Source organism: Sphingomonas sp. P4_G3 (assembly GCF_056401105.1).
In genome coordinates this window covers 533,743-556,134 of record NZ_JBFUJZ010000002.1, presented here as the reverse complement: position 1 = coordinate 556,134, position 22,392 = coordinate 533,743, and the positions used below count along the sequence as shown (strand labels likewise).

The window sequence follows — 22,392 nt, the reverse complement described above, 5'->3', positions numbered from 1 at the left end:
CGCGTCGCCCGGTCAGGATCTTGTGCGGATAGCATTGATGCCCGACGTCCCAGATCAGCCGGTCGTCAGGGGTGTTGAACACATAATGGATCGCGGTCGTCAGCTCGACCACGCCGAGCCCCGAACCGAGATGGCCGCCGGTCGTCCCCACCGCCGAGATCGTCTCCGCGCGCAGTTCGTCCGCCAGCTGGCGCAGCTGCTCGGGCTTCAGGTTGCGAAGATCCGCCGGCGTCGAAACGGTGTCGAGCAAGGGCGTCTCGAAGGAAATGGTCATCTGGTATCGGCTCCTGCGCCCAACTTAACCCAACAGCGCCGCGAAACAATCGTGCGGCCAACGACCATCTCCTCGGAAAACCGCGGATGTTGATGAGCATTAGAAGAAATCAATGTGGCATTTCTGCGGGTGCCGGCGCGGCCGGATCGGCCATCGGGTCCTGCAATTCCCGCGCGTCCGATTCGGGCGGAGACGCGGTTGGCCCACCGGGATCACGTAAAGGGTCATCGAGTTCCGACGGATTCCGCACGTCGACTCGGTGGTGCCGCAGATCGGCGACCTCGGCGGCGCGATTCTGCAGCCAGACCGAGCGCAAGGTGGCGTACGGATCGACCGCGCCGCCGAACAAGGCGCGCAATTCGGGGTCGGATTCGGCGCGCAGGTCGAGTCCGGTGATCACCCCGCTGGAAACCTGGTAACGCCAGTCGGTGAAGGGCTTGCCTATCGCGAGCGGCAGAACGGCACCGTCCAACGGCCCACCCAGCACATCGCGCAACGTGGTCGGGCCCATCAGCGGCAGAAACAGATAGGGTCCGGGCCCGACGCCGTAATAAGCCAGCGTATCGCCAAAGCTGTTGTTGCGATGTGGAAGGTTGAAATCCTTCGTCTTCGCGATGTCGAAGAGGCCACCGACACCCAGGGTCGAATTGATCGTGAACCGCGCCAGCGTCTCCGCCGCCTTGCCGAACTTGAACTGGAGCAGGTAATTCAGGAACACGACCGGCTCGGTCAGGTTACCGAAGAAGTTGCGCAATCCCGATCGCACCGGTTTGGGTACGATATGCTGATAGCCCATTGCGACCGGCCGGTAGATCGACTTGTCGAGCGCCTGATGGAGCCCGAACATCGCGCGGTTGAATCCTTCCAGCGGATCACCGCGATTGGGGTCGACCGCGGTTGCCCGAAACGGCGTCTCGCCCATGGCGGCCGGAGCGGCGGTTTCGGGATCGAACAGCGGGTCCGCAAACTCGGGAATCGGCGCGGAAGGGCTTGCCGCCGGCGAGTCGGCGACGGGCGGCGCCGGGGCAACGATAGGGGCCGACCCAGCAACGGGCGCCGGCGCGACGACCGGAGCTGCCGGCGGCGGTGCCGTTTGCTCTTGGGCCGGGGCGGCGATCAGCGCCACTGCCGGGAGGACAAGCGGGATCGTCAAAAATCGCCCTTCGCCGCCAGGGCATCGAGATGGGTTACCAGCGCCTTGGCGCCTCCCTTGGCCAGAACGGTCGCGAAATCGGACCGTCGCGTCGCAATCTGGCTGATCGAATTGCGATAGAAGACGTCGATAATCTTCCAGCTGCCCCCGCTCGCCCGTAGGCGATAGCTAATCGGGATATCTGCCTTGCCCGGCGTGGTCAGCGTCGTGCGGACCAGTTTATCGCCGCCCCGTGCCTCGATCTGCGGAGCGATCGCGAACCGCTCGCCCGACCAGCTGTCGAAATTATTGGCATATTGGGCGATGGTCATCCGTCGAAAGGCGGCGACCAACGCCTGTTGATCGGCCGGCGGCGTCGTCGTCCAGCTCGAGCCCACCGCGAGTCGCGTCATCAGCGGTAAGTCGAATGCGCGATCGATCACCGGGCCGATCGCGGCCGAACGACTTTTTGCCGTTCCCTTGGCCTTCATGATCGCGATCAAGCCATCGTCGAGCGCCTGCACAATGGTGCGCGCGGGATCGGTCTGGGCGAACGCAGGAACGGGAATCGCAAGCGCCAGCAACACGGCGGAGGAGACAGTGATACGCATCAAAACACTCCTGATCGGCCGCCGGGCAATACCCCGCCCAGCGTGAGGGCGTCCACCCTTGTCGAACGCAAACTCTTTGCCGCGTTGCAATATTGCGTCTTTTGCAACCGGGGGTGAACGACTATCTGTGCCCCCAGGGCCCAGTGCTGGGTCGCGGCATTTCGAAAGACGGAATTGCATGCAGGACCAGATGACCGATCCTTCTTCGCCTTCGATCAACGTTCTGCTGGCAAATCCACGCGGTTTCTGCGCGGGCGTAGTCCGCGCGATCGAGATCGTCGAGCGCGCACTCGATCTCTATGGTGCCCCGGTCTATGTCCGGCATGAGATCGTTCACAATCGCCATGTCGTCGATCGATTACGCGGCAAGGGCGCGATTTTCGTGGACGAACTCGATGAAATTCCGCCTGAGGCGCCGACCGTCTTCAGCGCGCATGGCGTCCCGCGATCGGTCCAGGAGGCTGCCGTCGCGCGCGGCTTGCCGGTGCTCGATGCGACCTGCCCGCTCGTCACCAAGGTCCATGTCCAGGGTCGTCGTTATGCCAAAGCGGGGCGAACGCTCGTGCTGATCGGCCATGCCGGCCATGCCGAGGTGATCGGTACGATGGGCCAGGTCGACGCGCCGATTCATCTCGTCTCGACCACCGACGACGTCGCCTCCCTGCCGCTCGCGACGGATACGCCGATCGCCTATATCACGCAGACCACCCTCAGCGTCGACGATACGCGTGGCGTGATCGCGGCGCTCAACCAGCGTTTCGACGACGTCCAGGGTCCTGACGTCGCCGACATCTGCTACGCCACCCAGAACCGGCAGACCGCAGTTCGCGATCTCGCCCGGCAAAGCGACCTGCTGATCGTGGTCGGCGCGCGCAACAGTTCGAATTCGAGCCGGTTGCGCGAAATAGGCGACGAAATGGGCGTGCCGAGCTATCTGGTCGACGATGGCGGCGGCGTCGACCCCGCATGGTTCGACAACGTGGCGACGGTCGGCATCACCGCCGGCGCGTCGGCGCCCGACGAGTTGATCGAAAGCGTGATCGCCGCCATCGCTGCGGTCCGCCCGGTTTCGGTGAAACAGCTGGATGGCGTCACCGAAGATGTGGAATTCACGCTTCCTCCCCAATTGCGCAACCTCACCCGCGCGGCCGCCGAATAGGATTTTCCGATGACCTTACCGCTTTCCCAGATCGCGCGGATCGGCGCCTATACGCTGAAGCAGCATATCAAGGGCGGGAAATATCCGCTGGTGCTGATGCTCGAGCCGCTGTTCCGCTGCAACCTGGCCTGCCCCGGCTGCGGCAAGATCGATTATCCCGATCCGATCCTCAACCAGCGCATGTCCTACGAACAGTGCATGGAAGCGATCGACGAATGCGGCGCGCCGGCCGTCTCGATCGCCGGCGGCGAGCCGCTGCTGCACAAGGACATGGCGCGGATCGTCAAGGGCTATATCGCCAAGAAGAAGCTGGTGATTCTGTGCACCAACGCGTTGTTGCTCAAGAAGAAGATCGACGAATACGAGCCATCGCCCTTCTTCACCTGGTCGATCCATCTCGATGGCGACAAGCAGATGCACGACCATGCGGTCGATCTCGACGGCACGTACGAAATCGCGATCGAGGCGATCAAGCTCGCCAAGAGCAAGGGCTTTCGCGTGCAGGTCAATTGCACGGTGTTCGACGGCGCCGATTCCGAGCGCCTGGCAACCTTCTTCGATGAGATGGAATCGCTCGGCGTCGAGATCACGATCTCGCCCGGTTATGCCTATGAGCGTGCAGCCGACCAGGAGCATTTCCTCAATCGCGAGCGGACCAAGAAGTTCTTCCGCGACGTCTTCGCCCGCGGCAATGGCGGCAAGGACTGGACCTTCACCAACTCGCCGCTGTTCCTCGATTTCCTCGCCGGCAACCAAACCTATGAGTGCACGCCCTGGTCGATGCCGCTGCGGACGATCTTCGGCTGGCAGAAGCCCTGCTACCTGCTCGGCGAAGGGTATGTCGCGACCTTCAAGGAATTGATGGAAGGGACAGACTGGGAGAAATATGGCGTCGGCAAATACGAGAAATGCTCGAACTGCATGACGCATTGCGGGTTCGAAGGCACCGCCGCGACCGACGCGATCCGCCATCCGCTCAAGATGTTCAAAGTCGGCCGCAACGGCGTGAAGACCGACGGCGCGATGGCGCCCGACGTCGACCTGACGACCGCGCGGCCTGCCGAGGATGTCTATTCCTCGCATGTCGAACTGGAACTAGCGAAGATCAAGGCGGCCGACCCCGAAGGCTTCAAACGGGTCCAACGCGCGGCGTGATCCCGTTTGCTGGCCTTAACGGGCCGGCAGCCCGAGTCGGTCTATCCCGGCCCCGATAATCGCATCGAATGCCTGCGCCAGGCTGCGAAACGCCTGATCGGCCTGGCGCCCGGTACGGATCAACGCCGACAGCTGCCGCGGATCGCGCGCGAGCGAGACGAGAACCGCGCCCAGTGCCATCCCGCCGTCCGGCCGCATCCCGACCAACGCAGCGGGCGGGAGATCGTCTTCGGCACGATCCGAAATCACCCGCAACGCGGCGAACGGCAGGCCCTTGCGCACCGCCACGCGCGCGGCGACGTGGCTCTCCATGTCGACCGCAATCGCGCCGGTCCGCTCGTGCAGGAGGCGTTTTTCCGCCGCGGTTGCGGTGATCGCGTCGTTCCCCACAATCCCGCCGCGATGAGCATACGGCAGCGCCTGCCCCAGCCGTTCAACCACAACCACATTGCCGTCGATCACGACATCGCCGGGTCGCAGCGACGGGGCGAGCGCGCCGGCGATGCCGCATGACAGGATGATGCCGGGAAAAAGCGCGGCTTTATCGTCGAGATCGCGCTCGAGCGTCGCCGCAACGCCGCCGCCGGTGACGACGACGAGATCGCGTCCGGGGCGGTTGAAAATCCGCGCCTCGCGCTTGAGCCCGCAGGCGATGATCAAGGTCACATGCCGACCGTGACGCGCTTGGTGTTCGAGCGTCTGAGATTGCGGTAGCGCGCCATTGCCCAGAGCGGGAAGTATTTCGGATAGCCGTGGTAGCGGAGATAGAAGACCCGCGGAAACCCGCCGCCGGTATAATATTCCTGACCCCACAGCCCGTCGGAATCCTGATTGGCGGCCAGCCAGTCCATCCCGCGCGCGACCGCCTGGCTCTCTACTGCGCCCGCCGCCATCAACCCCAACAGCGCCCAGGCGGTTTGCGACGCGGTCGAGGGGGCCGGAACATGGCCGGTGCGGTCAAGATCGTAGCTGTCGCAATCCTCGCCCCAGCCGCCATCGGGATTCTGGATTGCCTCAAGCCACGCGGCAGCGCCCGCGACCATCGGATCTCCCTGATCGAACCCTGCCGCGTTCAGCGCGCACAGCACGGACCAGGTGCCATAGATGTAATTGACCCCCCAGCGACCGAACCAGCTGCCCTCGGGTTCCTGTTCGCGGCGAAGATAGTCGATCGCCGCCGCCATACGCGGGCTGTCCGGCCGCTCGCCCAGCTGCGCGAGCATCGACACGCAGCGCGCGGAGACGTCCGCGGTCGGCGGATCGAGCAGCGCGCCATGGTCGGCAAATGGCAGGTTGTTGAGATAGTCATAGGCGTTGTCGGCGTCGAACGCGCCCCAGCCGCCATTCTTCGACTGCAACCCGACCGTCCATTCCACGCCGCGGTCGATCGGCATACGGTCGGCCGTCCCGGCGCGATCCATTGCCATCACCACCACCGCGGTATCGTCGAGGTCGGGATAATGCGCGTTGTTATACTGAAAGGCCCAGCCGCCGGGACGTACGTCGGGCCGCTCCTCCGCCCAATCCCCCTTGATATCGAGCACCTGGCGCGGCTTCAGCCAATCGAGCGCGGCGTCGGCGCTGGCGATATTGGCCTCGCCCCCCGCCTCCAGCATCGCATGCGCCGCGAGCGCGGTGTCCCACACCGGCGACACGCAAGGCTGGCAATAAGCCTCGTCCTCCTTGATCACGAGCAGGTTCTCGACCGATTGGCGGGCGATGACGCGAGCCGGATGGTCCGGCGCATAGCCGAGCAGGTCGAACATCATCACGCTGTTCGCCATCGCCGGATAGATCGCGCCGAGCCCGTCCTCGCCGTTGAGCCGCTCGACCACCCACGCCTCACAGGTCTGGATCGCGCGTTGGCGGAGCTTGGTCGGCCATAGTCCGTCCCCGGCCTTGAGCAACCGGTCGAGCGCGTTGAAACCCTTGGTCCACAGCCATTTGGGATCGGCCGCCTTGGTCCCGGGGCGTACGGTCTCGCCGGTATAGAGCTCGTCGACCTTGATCCCCTTTGCGTTGCGCGCGACGGGCTTGAGCGCACACAATACGAGCAGCGGCACCACCACGGTGCGCGCCCAATAGCTCATCTTGGACAGATGGATCGGGAACCAACGGGGCAGCAGGATCAGCTCTGGCGGCATGGTCGGAACGGTCGACCACGGGCCGGCGTCGAACAAGGCGAGCTGGATGCGCGTGAAAACGTTCACCGCTGCAGCGCCGCCCGCCGCCAGGATCGCCGTCCGCGCGCGCACCATGTGCGGCGCCTGTGGATCGTCGCCGATCATCTTGAGCGCGTAATAGGCCTTCACGCTGGCGCTGACGTCGAATCCGCCGGCATGAAACAGGCCCCAGCCGTCATGCGCCGGCGACTGGATGCGGCGCAGATAGCGGCCGATCTTCGCTTCCAGCACTTGGTCGACCGGTTCGCCGAGATAGTGGCGCAGCAGGACATATTCGGCCGGGATGGTGCAGTCCGCCTCGAGCTCGAACACCCAATGGCCATCGGGGCGCTGCGCCGCGGTCAACGCCGCGGCGGCGCGATCGACTGCTCTATCGATCGCCGCAAGCGGATCGGCTGACTGAAGCTTGGTGGCCATGCCGATCCGTTAGCGCGTCCGGGCGCCAATCGCCAAGCGCGCGGCAGTCTCGCCCGACCGCAGCGCGCCTTCGATCGTCGCGGGGAGACCCGTGCGGGTCCAGTCGCCGGCCAGGAACAGGTTGCGCCAACGCGTCGCGGCGGCCGGGCGTTTGGCGTCCTGGGCGGGCGTCGCGGCGAAAGTGGCCCGCTTTTCCTTGACGATCTGCCACGCAGGCATCGGAGCGGTGAAGCGATAGGCGCTCTGGATATCCGCCCAGAAACGCTGCGCCAGGTCCTCGCGGTCGAGATCGACGATGGCGTCAGCCGCGCTGACCGTCACCGAGATCCGCTCGGGGAAAGCGAACAACCATTCCGCGGTGCCGCCGAGCACACCGAGCATCGCCGGCGCGCCCTCTGGCGGCCTCATCGCGAAGTGGCCATTGACGATCGCATGGAACGCGTCAGGCGCGGAGACCTCCGACAGCAGCGCGGTCGCCACCCATGGCGGCACGGCGAGAATCACGACTTCGTCATCCGCCACTGGTTCGGGGCCTGCACCCCAATCGAGCGCGGTCACGCGATCGCCGAGCGTTTCGATCGCGCGGAGCCGCCTGCCCGGCGTGAACGGGATGTCGCGAGCAGCGAGCCAGGCTAAGGCTGGATCGATGAACGCCGCCCCGAGGCTCGGTTCGGCGATGCGCGGCAAGGTCGCCTTGCCGCCACACAGCAGCGATTCGCGGAGTACCGCCGCGGTCAGCCTGGCCGAGCCGGTTTCGGGTGGGGTATTGAGTACCGCTAGCAGCACCGGCGCGATCAGCTTGTCCCAGACCGGTCCAGTCGCATCGATCCGGTCGCCAACGGCATCCGCAGGGGCTCCGGTCAGCAGCCCGGCGAGCCTGAAATAGTCCAGCGCACCCGTGCCCGGGACGCGCCGCCGCTTCGACAGCACCCACCAGGGCAACGCGCCGTCGTTCATCCGGATCGTCCAGCACTCGCCGCTGGCGAGATCGGCGAAGGCGAAATCGGCATGGTCGGGCCCGGCAAGCGGCGTAGCCGCCCCGATGGTCGCGCGGAACGCCGCGACCGACCTGTTCCCCGCCAACACCAGATGGTTGCCATTGTCGATCGTGAGGCCAAGTTGCTGGTCGTGATAGGAGCGGCATCGTCCGCCCGCCTGGGCAGCGGAATCGGCGATGCGGACGGTCAATCCCGCCTCGACCAGCCGCACCGCCGCCGACAGGCCGGCGAGACCGGCACCCGCTATCGTCGCTCGCGCGAAGGTCACCGAGTCACCAGCAGCCGCGCTACCGTCCATAGCAAGGCCGGCTTGCTGACTTTCACTCGCCGGCGCGGCGGCGCCCAGCCGGTGACTTCCATGCGTTTGAGCAGCTTCGAATAGACCGCTTCCATCAGCCGCGGCGCGATCAGATGCCCGGCGGGCCGCGCGGCGAGAATGGCATTGGCGGCGCGATAATGATCGTGCGCACGCGCGACCAGCGGGCGGACCGCTTGGTCGATGCGCGGATCGGCGGCGACCTGGTCGGGAGTGGTCAACGCGATCCCGGCATCGCTCAGCGCTTCAGCCGGAAGGTAGACACGGCCGATCTCGGCATCCTCATCGATGTCGCGCAGGATATTGGTGAGCTGGAGCGCGCGGCCGAGATGGTGCGCGAGCTCGAGGCCGGGCTCGCGCGGCATGCCGAACACGCGCACCGACAGCCGGCCGACCGCCGACGCCACCCGGTCGCAATAAAGGTCGAGCTCCGCCATAGCCGGCCAGCGAATATCGCGAGCGACGTCCATCGCCATGCCGTCGATCACCGCCTCGAAATCGACGCGGTCTAGATCGAAGCGGCGTACCGCCTCAGCAACCAGCGTCGCCTGCCCGGGATCGCCGCCGGCATAAAGCGAGTCGAGGTCGCGGCGCCAGCGGTCGAGCGCCACTGCGCGCCCTTCGCGATCACACTGCTGATCGTCGGCGATATCGTCGACCGCACGGCAGAAGCCGTAAATCGCGTACATCGCTTCGCGCTCGGCCTTGGGCAGCATGCGCATACCGGCATAGAAGGAGCTGCCGGCAGCCTGTGTCGCCGGCGCGGTGGCGGCGGCATCGCTCATGCCGCGCGCCTGAACAGCACGGGAAGCGCCGCGCCGAGCGCGATCCAGCCCGCTTCGACCTTGCCATGATGGACGCGCTCGCTCAGCGGATCGCGCTGCTCGAGCCGATCGCACAGGCTGAGTGCCAGCCGGTGGATCGCCGCCACTTCCGCCGCCAGCCGCCGGTCGCGAATCAGCGCGGCGAAACCGGCGGACGAATCGAGCAGCTGCCGCGTCCGCCCGACGAGATCGGTCAGGATCGCCCGCAGCGCCGGCGTGGCGCGTGCGCCACCGAGATCCTCGACGCGCAGCCCGGTATCGAGCGGGATATAGACCCGGTCGAGCTCGCGATAATCCTCGGCGCAATCCTGGAGATGGTTGATCACCTGCAGCGCGGCACACAAAGCGTCGTTGGCGGGCCAAGTCTCGCGGCTTTCGCCGTGCACGTCGAGGACATAGCGCCCGACCGGCATCGCCGAGAGCCGGCAATAGCCGATCAGCTCGTTCCAGTCGCGGTAGCGGGTGACCGTCACGTCGCGGACGAACGCATCGAGCAGGTCATGGGCATGGACCGGGTCGATCCGCCGCGCGGCCATCACCTCGGCCAGCGCCATCGCTTCTGGCGCGCCTTTTCCGTCCAACCCCGCGCGCATATGCGCGAGCAATTCGAGTTTGGTCTCCGGCGAGGCGTCCGCATTGTCGGAAATGTCGTCCGCCGCACGGGCGAAGCGGTAATAGGCCATGACCGGCGCGCGATGTTCGGGGCGGAGCAGGAAGCTCGCCACCGGAAAATTCTCGTCAGTGTGATTCTTGCCCGAAGCAAGGTCGGTTACGTCTGTCATCGCCCCGCCGCTGCCTGCGCCCGACCTTTCCACATGCCGCCACGACCGCGCATGTGCTGCCAGGCCGATAGCAAGGTGCAGCCGGCGTAGAAAGCCGCGATCAACGGCAGCGCCACGCCCCAGAGCGGCGAGCGGCGATAGAAAGCGAGCATCGGCTGAAACGCGATCGCCATCAGCGCCCAGGCAGCGACCCCGGCGAACCGCGCGAAGCCCTGGCCGAAGATCGCGAGCAATGGCGGCGCGGCATAGACCAGCGCCAAGCCCAACATGGTGCCCGCGAGCAGCAACGGCGAATAGCGCAACTGGGCATAAGCCGAACGCGAGATCATCGCCGCCACCGCGTCGAACCCATCATACGGCCGGATGCTCCGCGAGCGGTCGGTAAGACCGAGCCAAATGCGCCCCTGTCGCTTTAGCAACGCCCCCAGCGTGCAATCGTCGATCAGCGCGTCGCGAATCGCCGCGATGCCACCGGCCGCCTCCAACGCCTCGCGCCGCACCAGCATACACCCGCCGGCGCCGCCGCCGATCCCGCCAGCGCGATTGACCAGCTCGAACGGGTAGAGCAGCTGAAAGAAGAACACGAACGCCGGGATCAGCATCCGTTCGGCGATGCTGTCGCAGCGCAGCCGAGCCATCAGGCTGACCAGGGTCAGTGCACCCGCCTCCCCGCGCGCGACAAGCGTGCGCAACGTGTCGGGGGCATGTTCGATATCGGCGTCGGTGAGCCACAGCCAGGTTGGTGTGCTCCCGGCGCGCTCCACACCTTGCGAGACTGCCCATAATTTGCCGGTCCAGCCCAGCGCGAGCGGCAGGCCGCGCACCACCTCGACCCGATCGGATCCCAGCGCGCGGGCGATATCGGCGGTGCCGTCGCTCGACGAATCGTCCATCAGGATGACGCGGAAATTTCCAGGATAGTCCTGCCCGGCAAGGCTGCCGATGGAACGCGCGATTACATCGGCCTCGTCGCGCGCCGGCACTACGGCCACCACCTCGGGCCAATGCAAGGGATCGGCCGGCACGTCGCGCGTGTCGCGTTCGCGCGCCAGCCAGAAACCGTGCCGGGCAAAGATCAGCACCAGCCAGATAATCAGCGACAGTCCGGCGACGACCGTCCAGATCACCGCACCATCCCCGCGCAGCGGAACCAGGCGATCGCATCGGCCAGCGCCTCGCGATGCGGCCGCGCGCGATAGCCCAGTTCGGCCTCCGCTTTGGCCGAGGTGAAGAACATGCGGTGCTTCGCCATCCTGAGCGAATCCATATTGAGGAACGGATCGCTGCCAGTGAGCCGCGCGACCTGCTCGTTCACCCAGGCAAGCGGGAAAAGCGGCGCGCGCGGAATGCGGATCGTGGGAGGTTTGCGGCCGACGATCGCGGCGATTTCGGCAAGCATGTCGCCCAGCATCACGTCCTGCCCGCCGAGGATATAGCGGGCGCCGACCCTCCCCCTGTCGAACGCGAGCAAATGCCCGGTGGCGACGTCGTCGACATGGACGAGATTGAGGCCGGAATCGACAAAAGCCGGCATCCTGCCATTCGCCGCCTCGACGATGATGCGCCCGGTCGGCGTGGGCCTGACGTCGCGCGGGCCTATCGGCGTCGAGGGCTGGACGATGACGGCGGGCAGACCGCGGTCGGCGACCATTTCCTCGACCAACCGCTCGGCCACGACCTTGCTGCGCTTATAGGCGCCGACCACCTGGTCCGGCGTCGCCGCGCGGCTTTCGTCGGCGGGCTCGCCATCGCTCGGCTTCAACGTGGCGACGCTCGACGTATAGACAATGCGTTCGACCCCGGCGGCGAGCGCTGCCTCCATCACGATCTGCGTTGTCGTCGCGTTGTTGCGGACGATCTCCTCCGGATCGGGCGCCCAGAGGCGATAATCGGCAGCGACGTGGAAGAGATGGCGCACCCCGGTCATCGCGCGCGCGACCGCGTCGGCATCGCGCAGGTCGCCCTCGACAAGTTCGCCGGGAAAGTCGGTCAGGTTCGCGCGCGGGCTCGATTCGCGGACCAGGCCGCGCACGCGCGTGCCGCGCGCGGCCAGCGCACGCGCCACGGCCGAGCCGACAAAGCCGGAAACGCCGGTGACGAGAACGAGTGGAGAAGATGCGTCGGACGGACCCACGTGCGCGCTCTACACAGGAGCTGCGGCGCCGGATAGAGGAACAGGCATGGCGGGGGTCCCGATCACAATCATCACTGGACTGGCATGGGGAATGCTGGGGCTGAGCCTGATCGGCTCGGCCTATATGGTCGCGGCCGCGATCACGCTGCGTAGCTTTCTATCATCCCTGGCTGTGTCGGGACGCCGCAAAGATGCCGTGACGATCCTGAAACCGCTGCATGGCGCAGAGCCGCGACTCGCCGACAATCTCGCGACCTTTCTGGCACAGGATCATGACGGCCCGATCCAATTGCTGTGCGGCGTCCAGCGCGCCGACGATCCCGCAATCGCCGCGGTCGAGACGCTTCGCGCGCGCTTTCCTCACGCGCGGATCGACTTGATCGTCGATCCGACGGCGCACGGCGCCAACGGCAAGATTGCCAACCTCATCAATCTCGAACCGCATATCGCGCACGACATCGCGGTGCTGAGTGACAGCGACATGGTCGTCGGGCCCAATTACCTGTCCCGCTTACTCGCGGCGCTCGACGCCCCGGGGACGGGCGCAGTGACGATCGCCTATAACGGACGCGGCGACGCGGGTTTCTGGTCGCGAATCGCAGCCGCCGGCCTCAGCTGGCAATTCCTGCCCGGCGTGGTGTTCGGCGCCGCGCGCAGCCTGGCGCGGCCGTGCATGGGTTCGACCATCGCGATGCGGCGTGAAACCTTGGCGGCGATCGGCGGATTCGCGGCGTTCGCCGACGTGCTGGCCGACGATTACGCGATCGGCGAGGCGGTGGCGGCATTGGGACTCAAGGTCGCGATGCCGGCGATGCTGGTTACCCATGGTTCGACGGAGCGCAGTTTCGGGGAGCTGTGGCGGCACGAACTGCGCTGGGGCGCGACGGTGCGGGACGTCGTGCCGGCCGCTTATCTCACGAGCGTGATCGCCATGCCGCTGCCGCTCGCGCTTCTGGCGAGCCCCTTCCATCCGCTGCCAGGCCTTGCCCTCGCCGGCCTTGCTCTGCTTGCGCGCCTTTCCACCGCCATCGTCGCGGACGGGCGCGGAGGCGCAAGAACCGCGTCATTATGGCTGCTGCCGCTGCGCGATTGCCTCACTTTTACGGTATTTATCGCCAGCCTGACGGCGCGATCGGTTGATTGGCGCGGCGCAACACTTAGAATGGCACAACGTGGCCGGATCTCGGCCGAACCGGAGTTACCTTTCCGATGATGCGCTCGCTGTTTCTTCAGGCCCCTTCGTTCGACGGTTATGACGGAGGTGCCGGCGCCCGGTATCAGATGAAGCGCGAGGTGCGCTCCTTCTGGTATCCGACCTGGCTCGCCCAGCCCGCCGCGCTGATCGAAGGGTCGAAGCTGATCGACGCGCCGGCGCACGATCTCGGCTGGGACGACATCAAGCATGAGGTCGACGACAAGGATCTCGTCATCCTGCACACCTCGACGCCGTCTTTCCGTCAGGACGTCCACACCGTCGAGCTGATCCGGGCGCGCAACCCGAAAGCGCTGATCGGCCTGATCGGTGCCAAGGTCGCGGTCGAGACTCAGAAGTCGCTGGAGGCATCGACCGCGGTCGATTTCGTTTGCCGCAACGAATTCGATTTCACGATCCTCGATATCGCCAAGGGAATACCGCTCAGCGAGGTCCACGGCATTTCGTATCGCGATGCCGACGGCACGATCGTCCACAACAAGGATCGCGCGGTAATCGAGGACATGGACTCGCTGCCGTTCGTCTCACCGATCTACAAGCGCGATCTCCAGATCGAGAAATATTTCGGCGGCTATCTGAAGCACCCGTATGTGTCGTTCTACACCGGCCGTGGGTGCAAGAGCCGCTGCACTTTCTGCCTGTGGCCGCAGACCGTCGGCGGCCACAATTACCGCACCCGATCGATCGGCCATGTCATCGAGGAAGTGAAATACGTCCTGGAGGCGATGCCCGAGGTCAAGGAGATCTTCTTCGACGACGACACGCTGACCGACAACGCCCCGCGGATCGAGGAGCTGTCGCGGGCGCTCGGCGAACTCGGTTTCGGCAAGCCGGGCTTCCGCGTCTCGTGGAGCTGCAACGCCAAGGCCAATGTGCCGAGGAAGACGCTCGAAGCGATGAAGGCCGGCGGCTGCCGGCTGCTGCTGGTCGGCTATGAGAGCGGCAACCAGCAGATTCTGCACAATATCAAGAAGGGCCTGCGCACCGATGTCGCGCGGCAATTCACCAAGGACTGTCACGAGCTCGGCATCGTGATCCACGGCACCTTCATCCTCGGCCTCCCCGGCGAAACCGAAGAAACGATCGAAGAGACGATCAATTATGCCAAGGAAATCAACCCGCACACCATCCAGGTGTCGCTCGCCGCGCCCTATCCGGGGACGTTTCTGTTCAAGCAAGCGACCGAGAATGGCTGGTTCGACGGCACCGACCATCTGCTGACCGATGGCGGCAACCAGATCGCGCAGCTGAGCTATCCGCATCTGCCGTCGACCGTGATCTTCGACAAGGTCGAGGAATTCTACAAACGCTTCTACTTCCGCCCGTCCAAGATCGGGTCGATCGTGTGGGAAATGGTGCGCGATTTCGACATGATGAAGCGCCGCCTGCGTGAAGGCGTCGAGTTCTTCGACTTCCTGCGCCGCCGCAAGGAAGCCGCATAAGCGACGTGAAACGGCTGATCGTCACCGCCGACGATTTCGGCGCCTCGCCCGAAGTCAATGACGCGGTCGAACAGGCGCATCGCGACGGCATCCTGACCGCGGCCTCGCTGATGGTGGCGGGCAAGGCGGCGGCCGATGCCGTGGCGCGTGCGCGCGCGCTTCCGACCCTGGGCGTCGGACTGCATATCGTGCTGGTCGAGGGACGGCCGGTACTGCCGGCCGATCGCCTTCCAGCGCTGGTCGATGGCACGGGCAATTTCCGCACCGACATGGCGCGAGCCGGCGTCACCATCTTCGCCTCTCCCGCCGCGCGGCGGCAACTGGCTGCCGAGGTGGAGGCGCAATTCGCTGCCTTCGCCGCGACCGGGCTGACGCTCGACCATGTCAACGCGCACAAGCATTTCCACCTCCATCCGACGATCGCCGGCGCCATCCTGAAGATCGGGAAGCGTTACGGCATGCGCGCGGCCAGGGCGCCGATCGAGCCTCGCCGGCTACTGGCGCAGGTCGATGGAACCGCTTCCGGTCCTCGCATCGAGACGATCTGGGCACGCCTGGTTCGCGCACGCTTGCGGCGTGCAGGGATACTCGTTCCCGATCAGGTGTTCGGGCTGGCCTGGTCGGGCGCGATGACCGGCGACAGGGTGCGCGGCATCCTGGAACTGCTGCCCGACGGCCTGACTGAGATCTACACCCATCCGGCGACCGGCGCCTATCCCGGATCGGCGCCCAGCTATGATTATCGCGGCGAGTTGGCTGCATTAGTCGACCCGCTTGCCAAGACCATCCTGACGCGCGAGCGCGTCGCCCTCGGCCATTTCGCCGATTTTGCCTGAAGGACCGACCGATGAACCTCGTGCCCGATTGGGGGGAGTTCGACACCGACGCGCCACTGCCCACCGGTCCGGTGCGGCTCGGCTCTCCCGACCATCTGATGCTGTTCAGCCGCATGATCCTGGATACGCACGATCCCTATCGGCCCGCGCTGATCGACTGGCCCGAGCTCGAGCCGGAGACGCGCGAGAAGATCGTCTCGCTGCCGATCTGGGACATGGCGGTGCAGACCGAGGGTCGCACCGGCCTGTTCGTCAAGACGTTCAGCGAGACGGTCGAGGATCCGCTGTTGAAAGCGGCAGTCCAGATGGACGCGTTCGAGGAGCGCCGGCACAAGGTCGTGCTCGCCGACATGGTCCAATCCTACGGCATCGAGCTGCAGCCCGAGCCGGATTACCGCAAGCCCAAGGACGCGGAATGGGCATTCATGCGCTCGGGCTATTCGGAATGTATCGACAGTTTCTTCGGCTTCGGCCTGTTCAAGCTCGCCAAGGATACCGGCTTCTTCCCGCCCGAACTGATCGACACGTTCGAGCCGGTGATGCGCGAGGAAGGGCGGCACATCCTGTTCTTCGTCAACTGGGTCGCCTGGTGGCGGCGTAACATGCCGTGGTGGCGGCGGCCCTATTTCGAGGCCAAGGTCATTGTCGTTTGGCTCTTCCTGATCTGGGAACGGATCGATATGGCCAAGGGCATGGGGGATAATAGCAAGGCGCAGGAGAACAACTTCACGCTCAATGGCTCGAAGGAGCTGGGCGTCGAAGTCAGCTTTGCCGAACTGGCGCGGATCTGCCTGTCCGAGAACGACCGGCGGCTGGCGGGCTATGATTCGCGGCTGATCCGGCCGCGCTTCGTGCCGGCGATGATACGGCTCGCGCTGAAATTCATGCGCGCGCCCCGCCCGGCGGGAGACACCGCCTGAAGATTTCCGCCAGTGCCGGCTTGCTGCTGGCCACCATCGCGGGACTGATTGTCACGATCTGGACGTTCGGCGTTACGGGTTTCGCCGATATCGTCGCCGTGGCGCGCCGGCTCGGGCTGGGCGGCTTCCTGCTGTTCTGTGGCTGGTCGCTCGGGACATTCCTGCTGCTTGGTGCCGCATGGCTCGCCGCGGCGCCCGGCGAGCGGACCGCGCGAATCGGTCGCTTCGCCTGGGCGCGAATGCTGCGTGAGGCGGTGTCGGACCTGCTGCCCTTCTCGCAACTCGGTGGCATCGTGGTCGCCGCTCGCTCGCTTTCTGTCGCCGGCATTCCGACGTCGCGCGTCTACGGCTCGCTGGTCGTCGACCTGACGACCGAAATGGCGGCGCAATTGGTCTACACCTTGTTCGGGCTGGCGCTGATGGCGTCGCTGCTGATCGGCGATGGCACGGCCGTATCGCTGCGCCCCGCCATTCTCGGCGGGACCGCGATCATGGTCGTGATCATCCTGTTCTTCTTCGTCGCGCAACGCTCGGCGCTCGACATTACCGGGCGCATCGGGGAGCGCTTCATCCCCGGATCGCAGGTCGCATTGAGCGACATCCGGGCCGAACTCGCGCGGATCTATCTCCGGCGCGACCGGGTGGCGATTGCCTTCGGCTTCAACCTCGCGGCCTGGGTCGCGAGCGGCCTGGGCGGGTGGCTGGCGCTTCACCTGATGGGCGCGCGGATCTCGCTATGGGACGTGCTGTCGCTGGAGAGCCTGATTTTCACCCTACGCAGCATCGCCTTCTTCATTCCCGGTGCGCTGGGCGTGCAGGAAGTGGCCTATGCGCTGGCCGCACCGTTATTCGGCCTGCCGCCCGAAAGCGCGCTCGCGCTGTCACTTGCCAAGCGCGCGCGGGACGTGGCGATCGGTCTGCCAACCTTATTGTGCTGGCAATTCGCCGAGGCGCGCCAGATCGCCGCCCGAGCTGGCGGCAGGTAAGCCTCGTTATACGCCACGAAGCGGCTCATTTGACCGAAAAATGCAGGCGCAATCCCAAAACCAGCGCGTCGGCGGCAGCGCCCCAGCTCGGATGGAGGACATATTGCACGTCGGGCTGCACTTGCAGCCACTTGCTCAACCGACGCGTCGCGGTGACTTCGATCGTGGTCTCGGCGCGCCGCCGCGACATGGACTCGGCGGCGAATGCCCGCAGGGCCGGATCGCCCAACCGCGCATGGGCGACCGCAATGCCGTACGACCGATCATCGGTTCCCCAGGAAAATCCTCCCCCGACATAGACTCCGATCTCATTGACCTCGGCCGCCGCACGTCCGGCTCGAAGCCATCCCTTGAGCGCTCCGGTCTTCTCATCTCCGGCGAGAGTTTGCTCATACTGCACATAGCCGCCCGCGCTACGCCCGCGGCCATTGCCGTCGAGCCGCGCGAAGCGATCGGTATAATACCAGGCGCCCAGCTGCAGTTCGCCACCGCCACCGATCTTCACCTCGCCTTCGGCCGACAGCAACGCTCCACCGCGACCGAACGGGCCTGGGAGCGTGCGATGCGGGTGGTCCGGGTTCCCCGGCACCGCGTCGAACATGGCGGCGCGCACCGTCCAGCGCGGCCGTTCGATCGCGACGACCAGCCCTGGCGACGTCACCGGAAAGATCGACGGGCCGTTCAGTCCGGATTGCGAATAATCGGGCGCGATGCCGAACGAACTGTTGAGGAACAGCGCCCCGACCGACTGCACATCGAATTCGCTGTTGAGGTCGATCAGCCCGGCTTTGGCTCTGACGCCGGCGCCCAACGGCGCTTCGACCCAGGCTTCGAACGGACGGATGGCATAAGGCGCATCGATATTGCTGACGACCTGGGCATCGCCCGCATCGCGTGTCGAAAAGCCGCCGCCATGGAGAAGGAAGATATCGGCATGGGCATGCGCGCCTGGCACCCCGAACAGATCGGTTCCGCTATCGAGATCTAGGTCCAGCCGCCCCATCCAGCGCACGCCGCGGCGTTCGCCGCCAGCGGCCACGCCGATGATGTCGGTCGTGTAGCGCAAATCGGCCGACGGCGTGTCGTCGGCTCTCGCCGCCGCCGGTGCGACAAGGGCGATCACGCCACAGGCCAGACGTAAGAACCCTTGCACGAGATTGCACCGATCGTTGCCGCCGGTCCCTCCGACCCGCCGCGGGTATCGGGAAGCGTTGCGGAGATCAATGCATTATCGAATGTTATAATACACCCTATCCTGCCGCCGATCGCGCGTCGCAGCTGCGATCGCCAAGGCCGATCGAACGGGATGCGACCAACCGATCGTTACGCCGCTGGCATATGGAGCAAAATCCGTTCATTCTGCGTTCCAAGAGGGCGGGGTAGGATGGAGCGTTGCTTCCTCCCGGTGAACGGAGATTTGAAAATGACGTCTTCCTTAGGTCGCGTTGCCCTGATGGGCGCAGTCGCCGCGACATCGTTGATGCTCGCGGGCTGCATGACCGAAACTACCTACCGCCCGGCGACCGGCGCCGGCTTCTCGCGCGAAGGCTATAGCGATCGCCAGATCGAGGCGAACCGTTTCCAGGTTACCTTTTCCGGCAATACCATGACCTCGCGCGACACGGTCGAGCGCTATCTGCTGTTCCGCGCGGCGGAGCTGACCGAGCAGCAGGGCTATGACTATTTCGTCATGGCCGATCGCGATACCGACAAGAAGACGCGGACCTACGTCAACGACTTCGGCGGCCCCTATGGCGGTGGCCTATGGGGCCCGCGCTGGCGCTATTATGGCCGCGGCTTCGGCTGGCGGAGCTGGGACCCGTTCTGGGGCGATCCCTTCTTCGACCGCAATATCGACGTCAACACGGTCGAGAAGTACGAGGCCATTGCCGAGATCGTGATGGGCAAGGGTCCCAAGCCCGCGGGCAATGTCCGCGCATTCGATGCCAAGTCGGTGATCGCCAATATCGGACCGACGATCGTCATGCCGAAATAGGCTGGGCGATCGGACTGAAACGAAAAGGCCGGGGCGCAATCCCCGGCCTTTTTCTTTATTCATACCCTCTCCCGCTTGCGGGAGAGGGAGGGGCCCGCCGCGAAGCGGTGGGAGGGTGAGGGTCTTCTGTCTTCTTCTGTCTCGGTAGACGCCTGGAAGAAGAAAGAAGACCCTCACCCAACCCTCTCCCGCGAGCGGGAGAGGGCTAGCTGACCACTACGCGATCTGGCCGTGGCAGTGCTTGTACTTGAGCCCCGAGCCGCACGGGCAAGGCGCATTGCGGCTGACCTTGCCTTCCCAATCCTTCGGATCCTCGCCCAAATCGGGCTGTTCGGGCCGAACGATCGACAGCGGCGGCAGGCCGAGATCGCCCGGCGCGCGCGACCCGCCATCGATATCGGCGCTGTCGTCATCGCCCGAGAACGGGTCGAAATGCTGGGTGATGAAGTCGGGCAGCTCGGGAAGCTCGGGCGGCGGCTGGAAGCGGAATTCCGCGGTCGCCAGCACCTTGGTCACATCCTCGCGGATCGATCCCAGCATGCGCTCGAACAGCGCGAATGCTTCCTGCTTATACTCGTTGATCGGCGTCTTTTGCGCGTAGGCGCGTAAATGGATGACCTGGCGCAGCGCGTCGAGCGTCGCGAGATGCTCTTTCCAGTGGTGATCGAGATTCTGGATCAGGATCGACTTTTCGATTGTCGTCCAGGTCTCCGGCTCGATCTCGGCCGCCTTGGCGTCGACCAAAGCCGACGCCGCCTCGTTCAGCCGCTCCTCGACCATCTCGACATCGACTGCTTCTTCCTTGAGCCAGTCGTCGATCGGCGGCTCGATCCCCAGCATCTCGGAGACTTTGGCCTTCATCCCTTCGACATCCCATTGCTCGGGATAGGAATTGGGCGGGCAATGGTCGCTGACGATCGTGTTGATCGTCTCGGTCCGCATGTCGACCACCACGTCACCGACGGTTTCGGCGTCCATGATGTCGTTGCGCTGCTCGTAAATGACCTTGCGCTGGTCGTTCATGACGTCGTCATATTCGACGACTTGCTTGCGGACGTCGTAGTTGCGTGCCTCGACCTTCTTCTGCGCGGTCTCGATCGCCTTCGACATCCAGCGCGACGGCGGCAATGCCTCGCCGTCTTCCAGGCTCGAGCGCATCATCTTGGCGAACAACGTGTTCGGCCCGAAGATGCGCAACAGATCGTCGTCGAGGCTGAGATAGAAGCGCGACAAACCGGGGTCGCCCTGGCGACCCGACCGGCCGCGCAGCTGGTTGTCGATGCGCCGGCTCTCGTGCCGCTCGGTGCCGAGCACGAACAGTCCACCCGCCGCCAGCACTTCCTGCTTCTCGACCGCGATCTCCTGACGAATGCGCTCGATCGCGGCATCGCGCTCGGGCCCTTCGGGCATGTCGCTCAGTTCGTCCGCGATGCGGAAATCGAGGTTGCCGCCGAGCTGGATGTCGGTGCCGCGGCCGGCCATGTTGGTCGCGATCGTGACCGCGCCCTTGCGGCCCGCCTGCGCGACGATATGCGCTTCCATTTCGTGATAGCGCGCGTTCAGCACCTTGTGCTCGACCTTTTCCTCATGGAGGAATTCGGACAGCATTTCGGATTTTTCGATCGACACCGTGCCGACCAGCACGGGCTGGCCCAACTCAGCCTGGACCTTGATCGCCTTGGCGATACCGCGGAACTTGTCCTGGATATCCTTGTAGAACGTGTCTTCCTCATCGATGCGCCGCACCGGCACATTGGTCGGGATCGACACGACGTTCATCTTGTAGATGTCGTAGAATTCCGCCGCCTCGGTCGCCGCGGTGCCGGTCATGCCCGACAGCTTGGGATACATGCGGAAATAGTTCTGGAAGGTGATCGACGCCATCGTCTGGTTCTCGGGCTCGATCTCGACCCCTTCCTTGGCCTCGACCGCCTGGTGCAGGCCGTCCGACCAGCGCCGGCCGTCCATCATGCGACCGGTGAACTCATCGATGATGATGACCTTGCCGTCCTTGACGATGTAATCGATGTCACGCTTGAACATCATGTTGGCGCGCAGCGACTGGTTCAGGTGGTGGACCACCTGGGTATTCTCGAAATCGTAGAGGTTGGTGCCTTCGAGCAACCCGGCCGTCTCGAGCATCCGCTCGACCGTCTCGGTACCCTCCTCGGTCAGGATGATCGACTTCTGCTTCTCGTCCTTTTCGTACAGGTCGGGCGCGAGCTGCTTCACCACCGCATCGACGCTCTTGTAGAGCTCGGACTTGTCGTCGGTCGGGCCGGAGATGATCAGCGGCGTGCGCGCCTCGTCGATCAGCACCGAATCGACCTCGTCGACGATCGCCATCGCGAACGGGCGCTGAACCATCTGATCGCGCTCATATTTCATGTTGTCGCGCAGATAGTCGAAGCCGAATTCGTTGTTGGTGCCGTAGGTGATGTCGGCGGCGTAGGCTTCCTTGCGCTGATGGTCGGTCAAATTGGGGATGATGACCCCGACCGTCAGGCCCAGGAACGTGTACACCTGCCCCATCCACTCGGCGTCGCGCTTGGCGAGATAGTCGTTGACCGTGATGACATGGACGCCGGTGCCCGGCAGCGCGTTGAGATACACCGCCAGCGTCGCCACCAGCGTCTTGCCCTCACCCGTCCGCATCTCGGCGATCTCGCCGCGATGGAGGACGATACCGCCGACCATCTGAACGTCGTAATGGCGCTGGCCGAGCACCCGGCTGGCGGCCTCGCGAACGGTCGCGAACGCCTCGGGCAAGAGGTCGTCGAGCTTCTCGCCATTGGCCAGGCGTTCACGGAAGAGCACGGTCTGGTTGGCAAGCGTCGCGTCGTCCATCGCCTGAAGCGCGGGCTCGAAACTCGCGATCGTGTTGACGATGCCGCCGAGCGATTTGACATACCGGTCGTTGGACGACCCGAAAATGGATTTGGCGAGTCCGCCGAGCATGATGATTTCCTGTTATATGGAGTGCGCGCGGGCCCCATGGGGCCGCGCTGATCGGG

20 protein-coding genes are annotated in these 22,392 nt (G+C 65.1%); 8 read left to right on the top strand and 12 right to left on the bottom strand.

Features of this window, described 5'->3' with window-relative positions; genetic code table 11:
- From AC1DQQ_RS08205 to AC1DQQ_RS08195, 3 genes are all read right to left on the bottom strand, one after another.
- On the bottom strand, window positions 1-274 hold a 274-nt coding region (locus tag AC1DQQ_RS08205), incomplete at its 3' end, for a 1-deoxy-D-xylulose-5-phosphate synthase N-terminal domain-containing protein (RefSeq protein WP_478044810.1).
- A gap of 109 nt (window positions 275-383) precedes the next feature.
- On the bottom strand, window positions 384-1,427 hold the full coding sequence (locus tag AC1DQQ_RS08200; RefSeq protein ID WP_478044809.1) for an MlaA family lipoprotein: 1,044 nt from the start codon (window positions 1,425-1,427) through the stop codon (window positions 384-386).
- Window positions 1,424-2,017, bottom strand: a complete 594-nt coding sequence (locus AC1DQQ_RS08195) for an ABC transporter substrate-binding protein (RefSeq protein WP_478044808.1) — start codon at window positions 2,015-2,017, stop codon at window positions 1,424-1,426. The genes AC1DQQ_RS08200 and AC1DQQ_RS08195 overlap by 4 nt, the downstream gene beginning before the upstream one ends.
- A 190-nt stretch (window positions 2,018-2,207) precedes the next feature.
- Here AC1DQQ_RS08195 and ispH point away from each other — a divergent pair, with 190 nt between their 5' ends.
- Window positions 2,208-3,176 (top strand): 4-hydroxy-3-methylbut-2-enyl diphosphate reductase, encoded by a 969-nt coding sequence (ispH, locus tag AC1DQQ_RS08190; RefSeq protein ID WP_478044807.1) that lies wholly within the window; start codon window positions 2,208-2,210, stop codon window positions 3,174-3,176.
- Between the two features lie 9 nt (window positions 3,177-3,185).
- A complete protein-coding gene (gene hpnH, locus AC1DQQ_RS08185; RefSeq protein WP_478044806.1) occupies window positions 3,186-4,331 on the top strand; it encodes an adenosyl-hopene transferase HpnH in 1,146 nt (381 codons plus the stop codon).
- A 15-nt stretch (window positions 4,332-4,346) separates the two neighbouring features.
- Here the strand turns inward: hpnH and AC1DQQ_RS08180 are convergent, their stop codons facing one another.
- Genes AC1DQQ_RS08180 through hpnA form a run of 7 tightly spaced genes read right to left on the bottom strand, consistent with a single transcriptional unit; the run spans window position 4,347 to window position 11,985 of the window.
- The gene (locus tag AC1DQQ_RS08180; protein WP_478029031.1) at window positions 4,347-4,997 is read right to left on the bottom strand and encodes a phosphorylase family protein; all 651 of its coding nucleotides are present in this window, start codon (window positions 4,995-4,997) and stop codon (window positions 4,347-4,349) included.
- Entirely contained in the window at window positions 4,994-6,931 is a 1,938-nt protein-coding gene (gene shc / locus AC1DQQ_RS08175) for a squalene--hopene cyclase (protein WP_478044805.1), read from the bottom strand. The genes AC1DQQ_RS08180 and shc overlap by 4 nt, the downstream gene beginning before the upstream one ends.
- Window positions 6,932-6,940: 9 nt before the next feature.
- Window positions 6,941-8,197 carry a hydroxysqualene dehydroxylase HpnE gene (hpnE, locus tag AC1DQQ_RS08170; RefSeq protein WP_478044804.1) on the bottom strand — a complete coding sequence of 419 codons (1,257 nt, stop codon included), beginning with the start codon at window positions 8,195-8,197 and terminating at the stop codon, window positions 6,941-6,943.
- Window positions 8,194-9,030 (bottom strand): presqualene diphosphate synthase HpnD, encoded by an 837-nt coding sequence (hpnD, locus tag AC1DQQ_RS08165; protein WP_478044803.1) that lies wholly within the window; start codon window positions 9,028-9,030, stop codon window positions 8,194-8,196. The genes hpnE and hpnD overlap by 4 nt, the downstream gene beginning before the upstream one ends.
- On the bottom strand, window positions 9,027-9,851 hold the full coding sequence (gene hpnC / locus AC1DQQ_RS08160; RefSeq protein ID WP_478044802.1) for a squalene synthase HpnC: 825 nt from the start codon (window positions 9,849-9,851) through the stop codon (window positions 9,027-9,029). Before hpnC ends, hpnD begins: the two co-directional genes overlap by 4 nt.
- On the bottom strand, window positions 9,848-10,978 hold the full coding sequence (locus AC1DQQ_RS08155) for a glycosyltransferase (protein ID WP_478044801.1): 1,131 nt from the start codon (window positions 10,976-10,978) through the stop codon (window positions 9,848-9,850). The genes hpnC and AC1DQQ_RS08155 overlap by 4 nt, the downstream gene beginning before the upstream one ends.
- A complete protein-coding gene (gene hpnA, locus AC1DQQ_RS08150) occupies window positions 10,975-11,985 on the bottom strand; it encodes a hopanoid-associated sugar epimerase (RefSeq protein ID WP_478044800.1) in 1,011 nt (336 codons plus the stop codon). The genes AC1DQQ_RS08155 and hpnA overlap by 4 nt, the downstream gene beginning before the upstream one ends.
- A 46-nt stretch (window positions 11,986-12,031) precedes the next feature.
- Between hpnA and hpnI the strand changes: the two genes are divergently transcribed.
- The 5 genes from hpnI to AC1DQQ_RS08125 are packed head-to-tail and all read left to right on the top strand — an operon-like array spanning window position 12,032 to window position 17,382.
- Window positions 12,032-13,198, top strand: coding sequence for a bacteriohopanetetrol glucosamine biosynthesis glycosyltransferase HpnI (gene hpnI, locus AC1DQQ_RS08145; protein WP_478044799.1), 1,167 nt, complete (start codon window positions 12,032-12,034; stop codon window positions 13,196-13,198).
- Window positions 13,195-14,640: a hopanoid biosynthesis associated radical SAM protein HpnJ gene (gene hpnJ / locus AC1DQQ_RS08140; protein ID WP_478041568.1), complete on the top strand. Its 1,446-nt coding sequence runs from the start codon at window positions 13,195-13,197 to the stop codon at window positions 14,638-14,640. Before hpnI ends, hpnJ begins: the two co-directional genes overlap by 4 nt.
- Before the next feature lie 5 nt (window positions 14,641-14,645).
- The gene (gene hpnK / locus AC1DQQ_RS08135) at window positions 14,646-15,476 is read left to right on the top strand and encodes a hopanoid biosynthesis-associated protein HpnK (protein ID WP_478029040.1); all 831 of its coding nucleotides are present in this window, start codon (window positions 14,646-14,648) and stop codon (window positions 15,474-15,476) included.
- Window positions 15,477-15,487: 11 nt separating this feature from the next.
- Window positions 15,488-16,396: a ferritin-like domain-containing protein gene (locus AC1DQQ_RS08130; RefSeq protein ID WP_478044798.1), complete on the top strand. Its 909-nt coding sequence runs from the start codon at window positions 15,488-15,490 to the stop codon at window positions 16,394-16,396.
- A 20-nt stretch (window positions 16,397-16,416) separates the two neighbouring features.
- Entirely contained in the window at window positions 16,417-17,382 is a 966-nt protein-coding gene (locus tag AC1DQQ_RS08125) for a lysylphosphatidylglycerol synthase domain-containing protein (RefSeq protein WP_478044797.1), read from the top strand.
- A gap of 25 nt (window positions 17,383-17,407) precedes the next feature.
- On the opposite strand, the gene AC1DQQ_RS08120 is transcribed toward AC1DQQ_RS08125, so the two are convergent.
- Entirely contained in the window at window positions 17,408-18,505 is a 1,098-nt protein-coding gene (locus AC1DQQ_RS08120) for a carbohydrate porin (protein WP_478044796.1), read from the bottom strand.
- A 300-nt stretch (window positions 18,506-18,805) separates the two neighbouring features.
- Between AC1DQQ_RS08120 and AC1DQQ_RS08115 the strand changes: the two genes are divergently transcribed.
- A complete protein-coding gene (locus tag AC1DQQ_RS08115; protein ID WP_478029044.1) occupies window positions 18,806-19,378 on the top strand; it encodes a CC0125/CC1285 family lipoprotein in 573 nt (190 codons plus the stop codon).
- A 216-nt stretch (window positions 19,379-19,594) separates the two neighbouring features.
- Here the strand turns inward: AC1DQQ_RS08115 and secA are convergent, their stop codons facing one another.
- A complete protein-coding gene (secA, locus tag AC1DQQ_RS08110; protein WP_478044795.1) occupies window positions 19,595-22,336 on the bottom strand; it encodes a preprotein translocase subunit SecA in 2,742 nt (913 codons plus the stop codon).
- Window positions 22,337-22,392: the final 56 nt, after the last annotated feature.

What these genes read in the sequence shown, in the direction of transcription:
- hpnH (WP_478044806.1), top strand. Translation starts at nt 3,186, where the DNA reads ATGACCTTACCGCTTTCCCAGATCGCGCGGATCGGCGCCTATACGCTG.
- hpnI (WP_478044799.1), top strand. Translation starts at nt 12,032, where the DNA reads ATGGCGGGGGTCCCGATCACAATCATCACTGGACTGGCATGGGGAATG.
- ispH (WP_478044807.1), top strand. Translation starts at nt 2,208, where the DNA reads ATGACCGATCCTTCTTCGCCTTCGATCAACGTTCTGCTGGCAAATCCA.
- AC1DQQ_RS08115 (WP_478029044.1), top strand. Translation starts at nt 18,806, where the DNA reads ATGACGTCTTCCTTAGGTCGCGTTGCCCTGATGGGCGCAGTCGCCGCG.
- hpnD (WP_478044803.1), bottom strand. Translation starts at nt 9,030, where the DNA reads ATGAGCGATGCCGCCGCCACCGCGCCGGCGACACAGGCTGCCGGCAGC.
- AC1DQQ_RS08195 (WP_478044808.1), bottom strand. Translation starts at nt 2,017, where the DNA reads ATGCGTATCACTGTCTCCTCCGCCGTGTTGCTGGCGCTTGCGATTCCC.
- hpnJ (WP_478041568.1), top strand. Translation starts at nt 13,195, where the DNA reads ATGATGCGCTCGCTGTTTCTTCAGGCCCCTTCGTTCGACGGTTATGAC.
- secA (WP_478044795.1), bottom strand. Translation starts at nt 22,336, where the DNA reads ATGCTCGGCGGACTCGCCAAATCCATTTTCGGGTCGTCCAACGACCGG.
- hpnC (WP_478044802.1), bottom strand. Translation starts at nt 9,851, where the DNA reads ATGACAGACGTAACCGACCTTGCTTCGGGCAAGAATCACACTGACGAG.
- AC1DQQ_RS08130 (WP_478044798.1), top strand. Translation starts at nt 15,488, where the DNA reads ATGAACCTCGTGCCCGATTGGGGGGAGTTCGACACCGACGCGCCACTG.
- shc (WP_478044805.1), bottom strand. Translation starts at nt 6,931, where the DNA reads ATGGCCACCAAGCTTCAGTCAGCCGATCCGCTTGCGGCGATCGATAGA.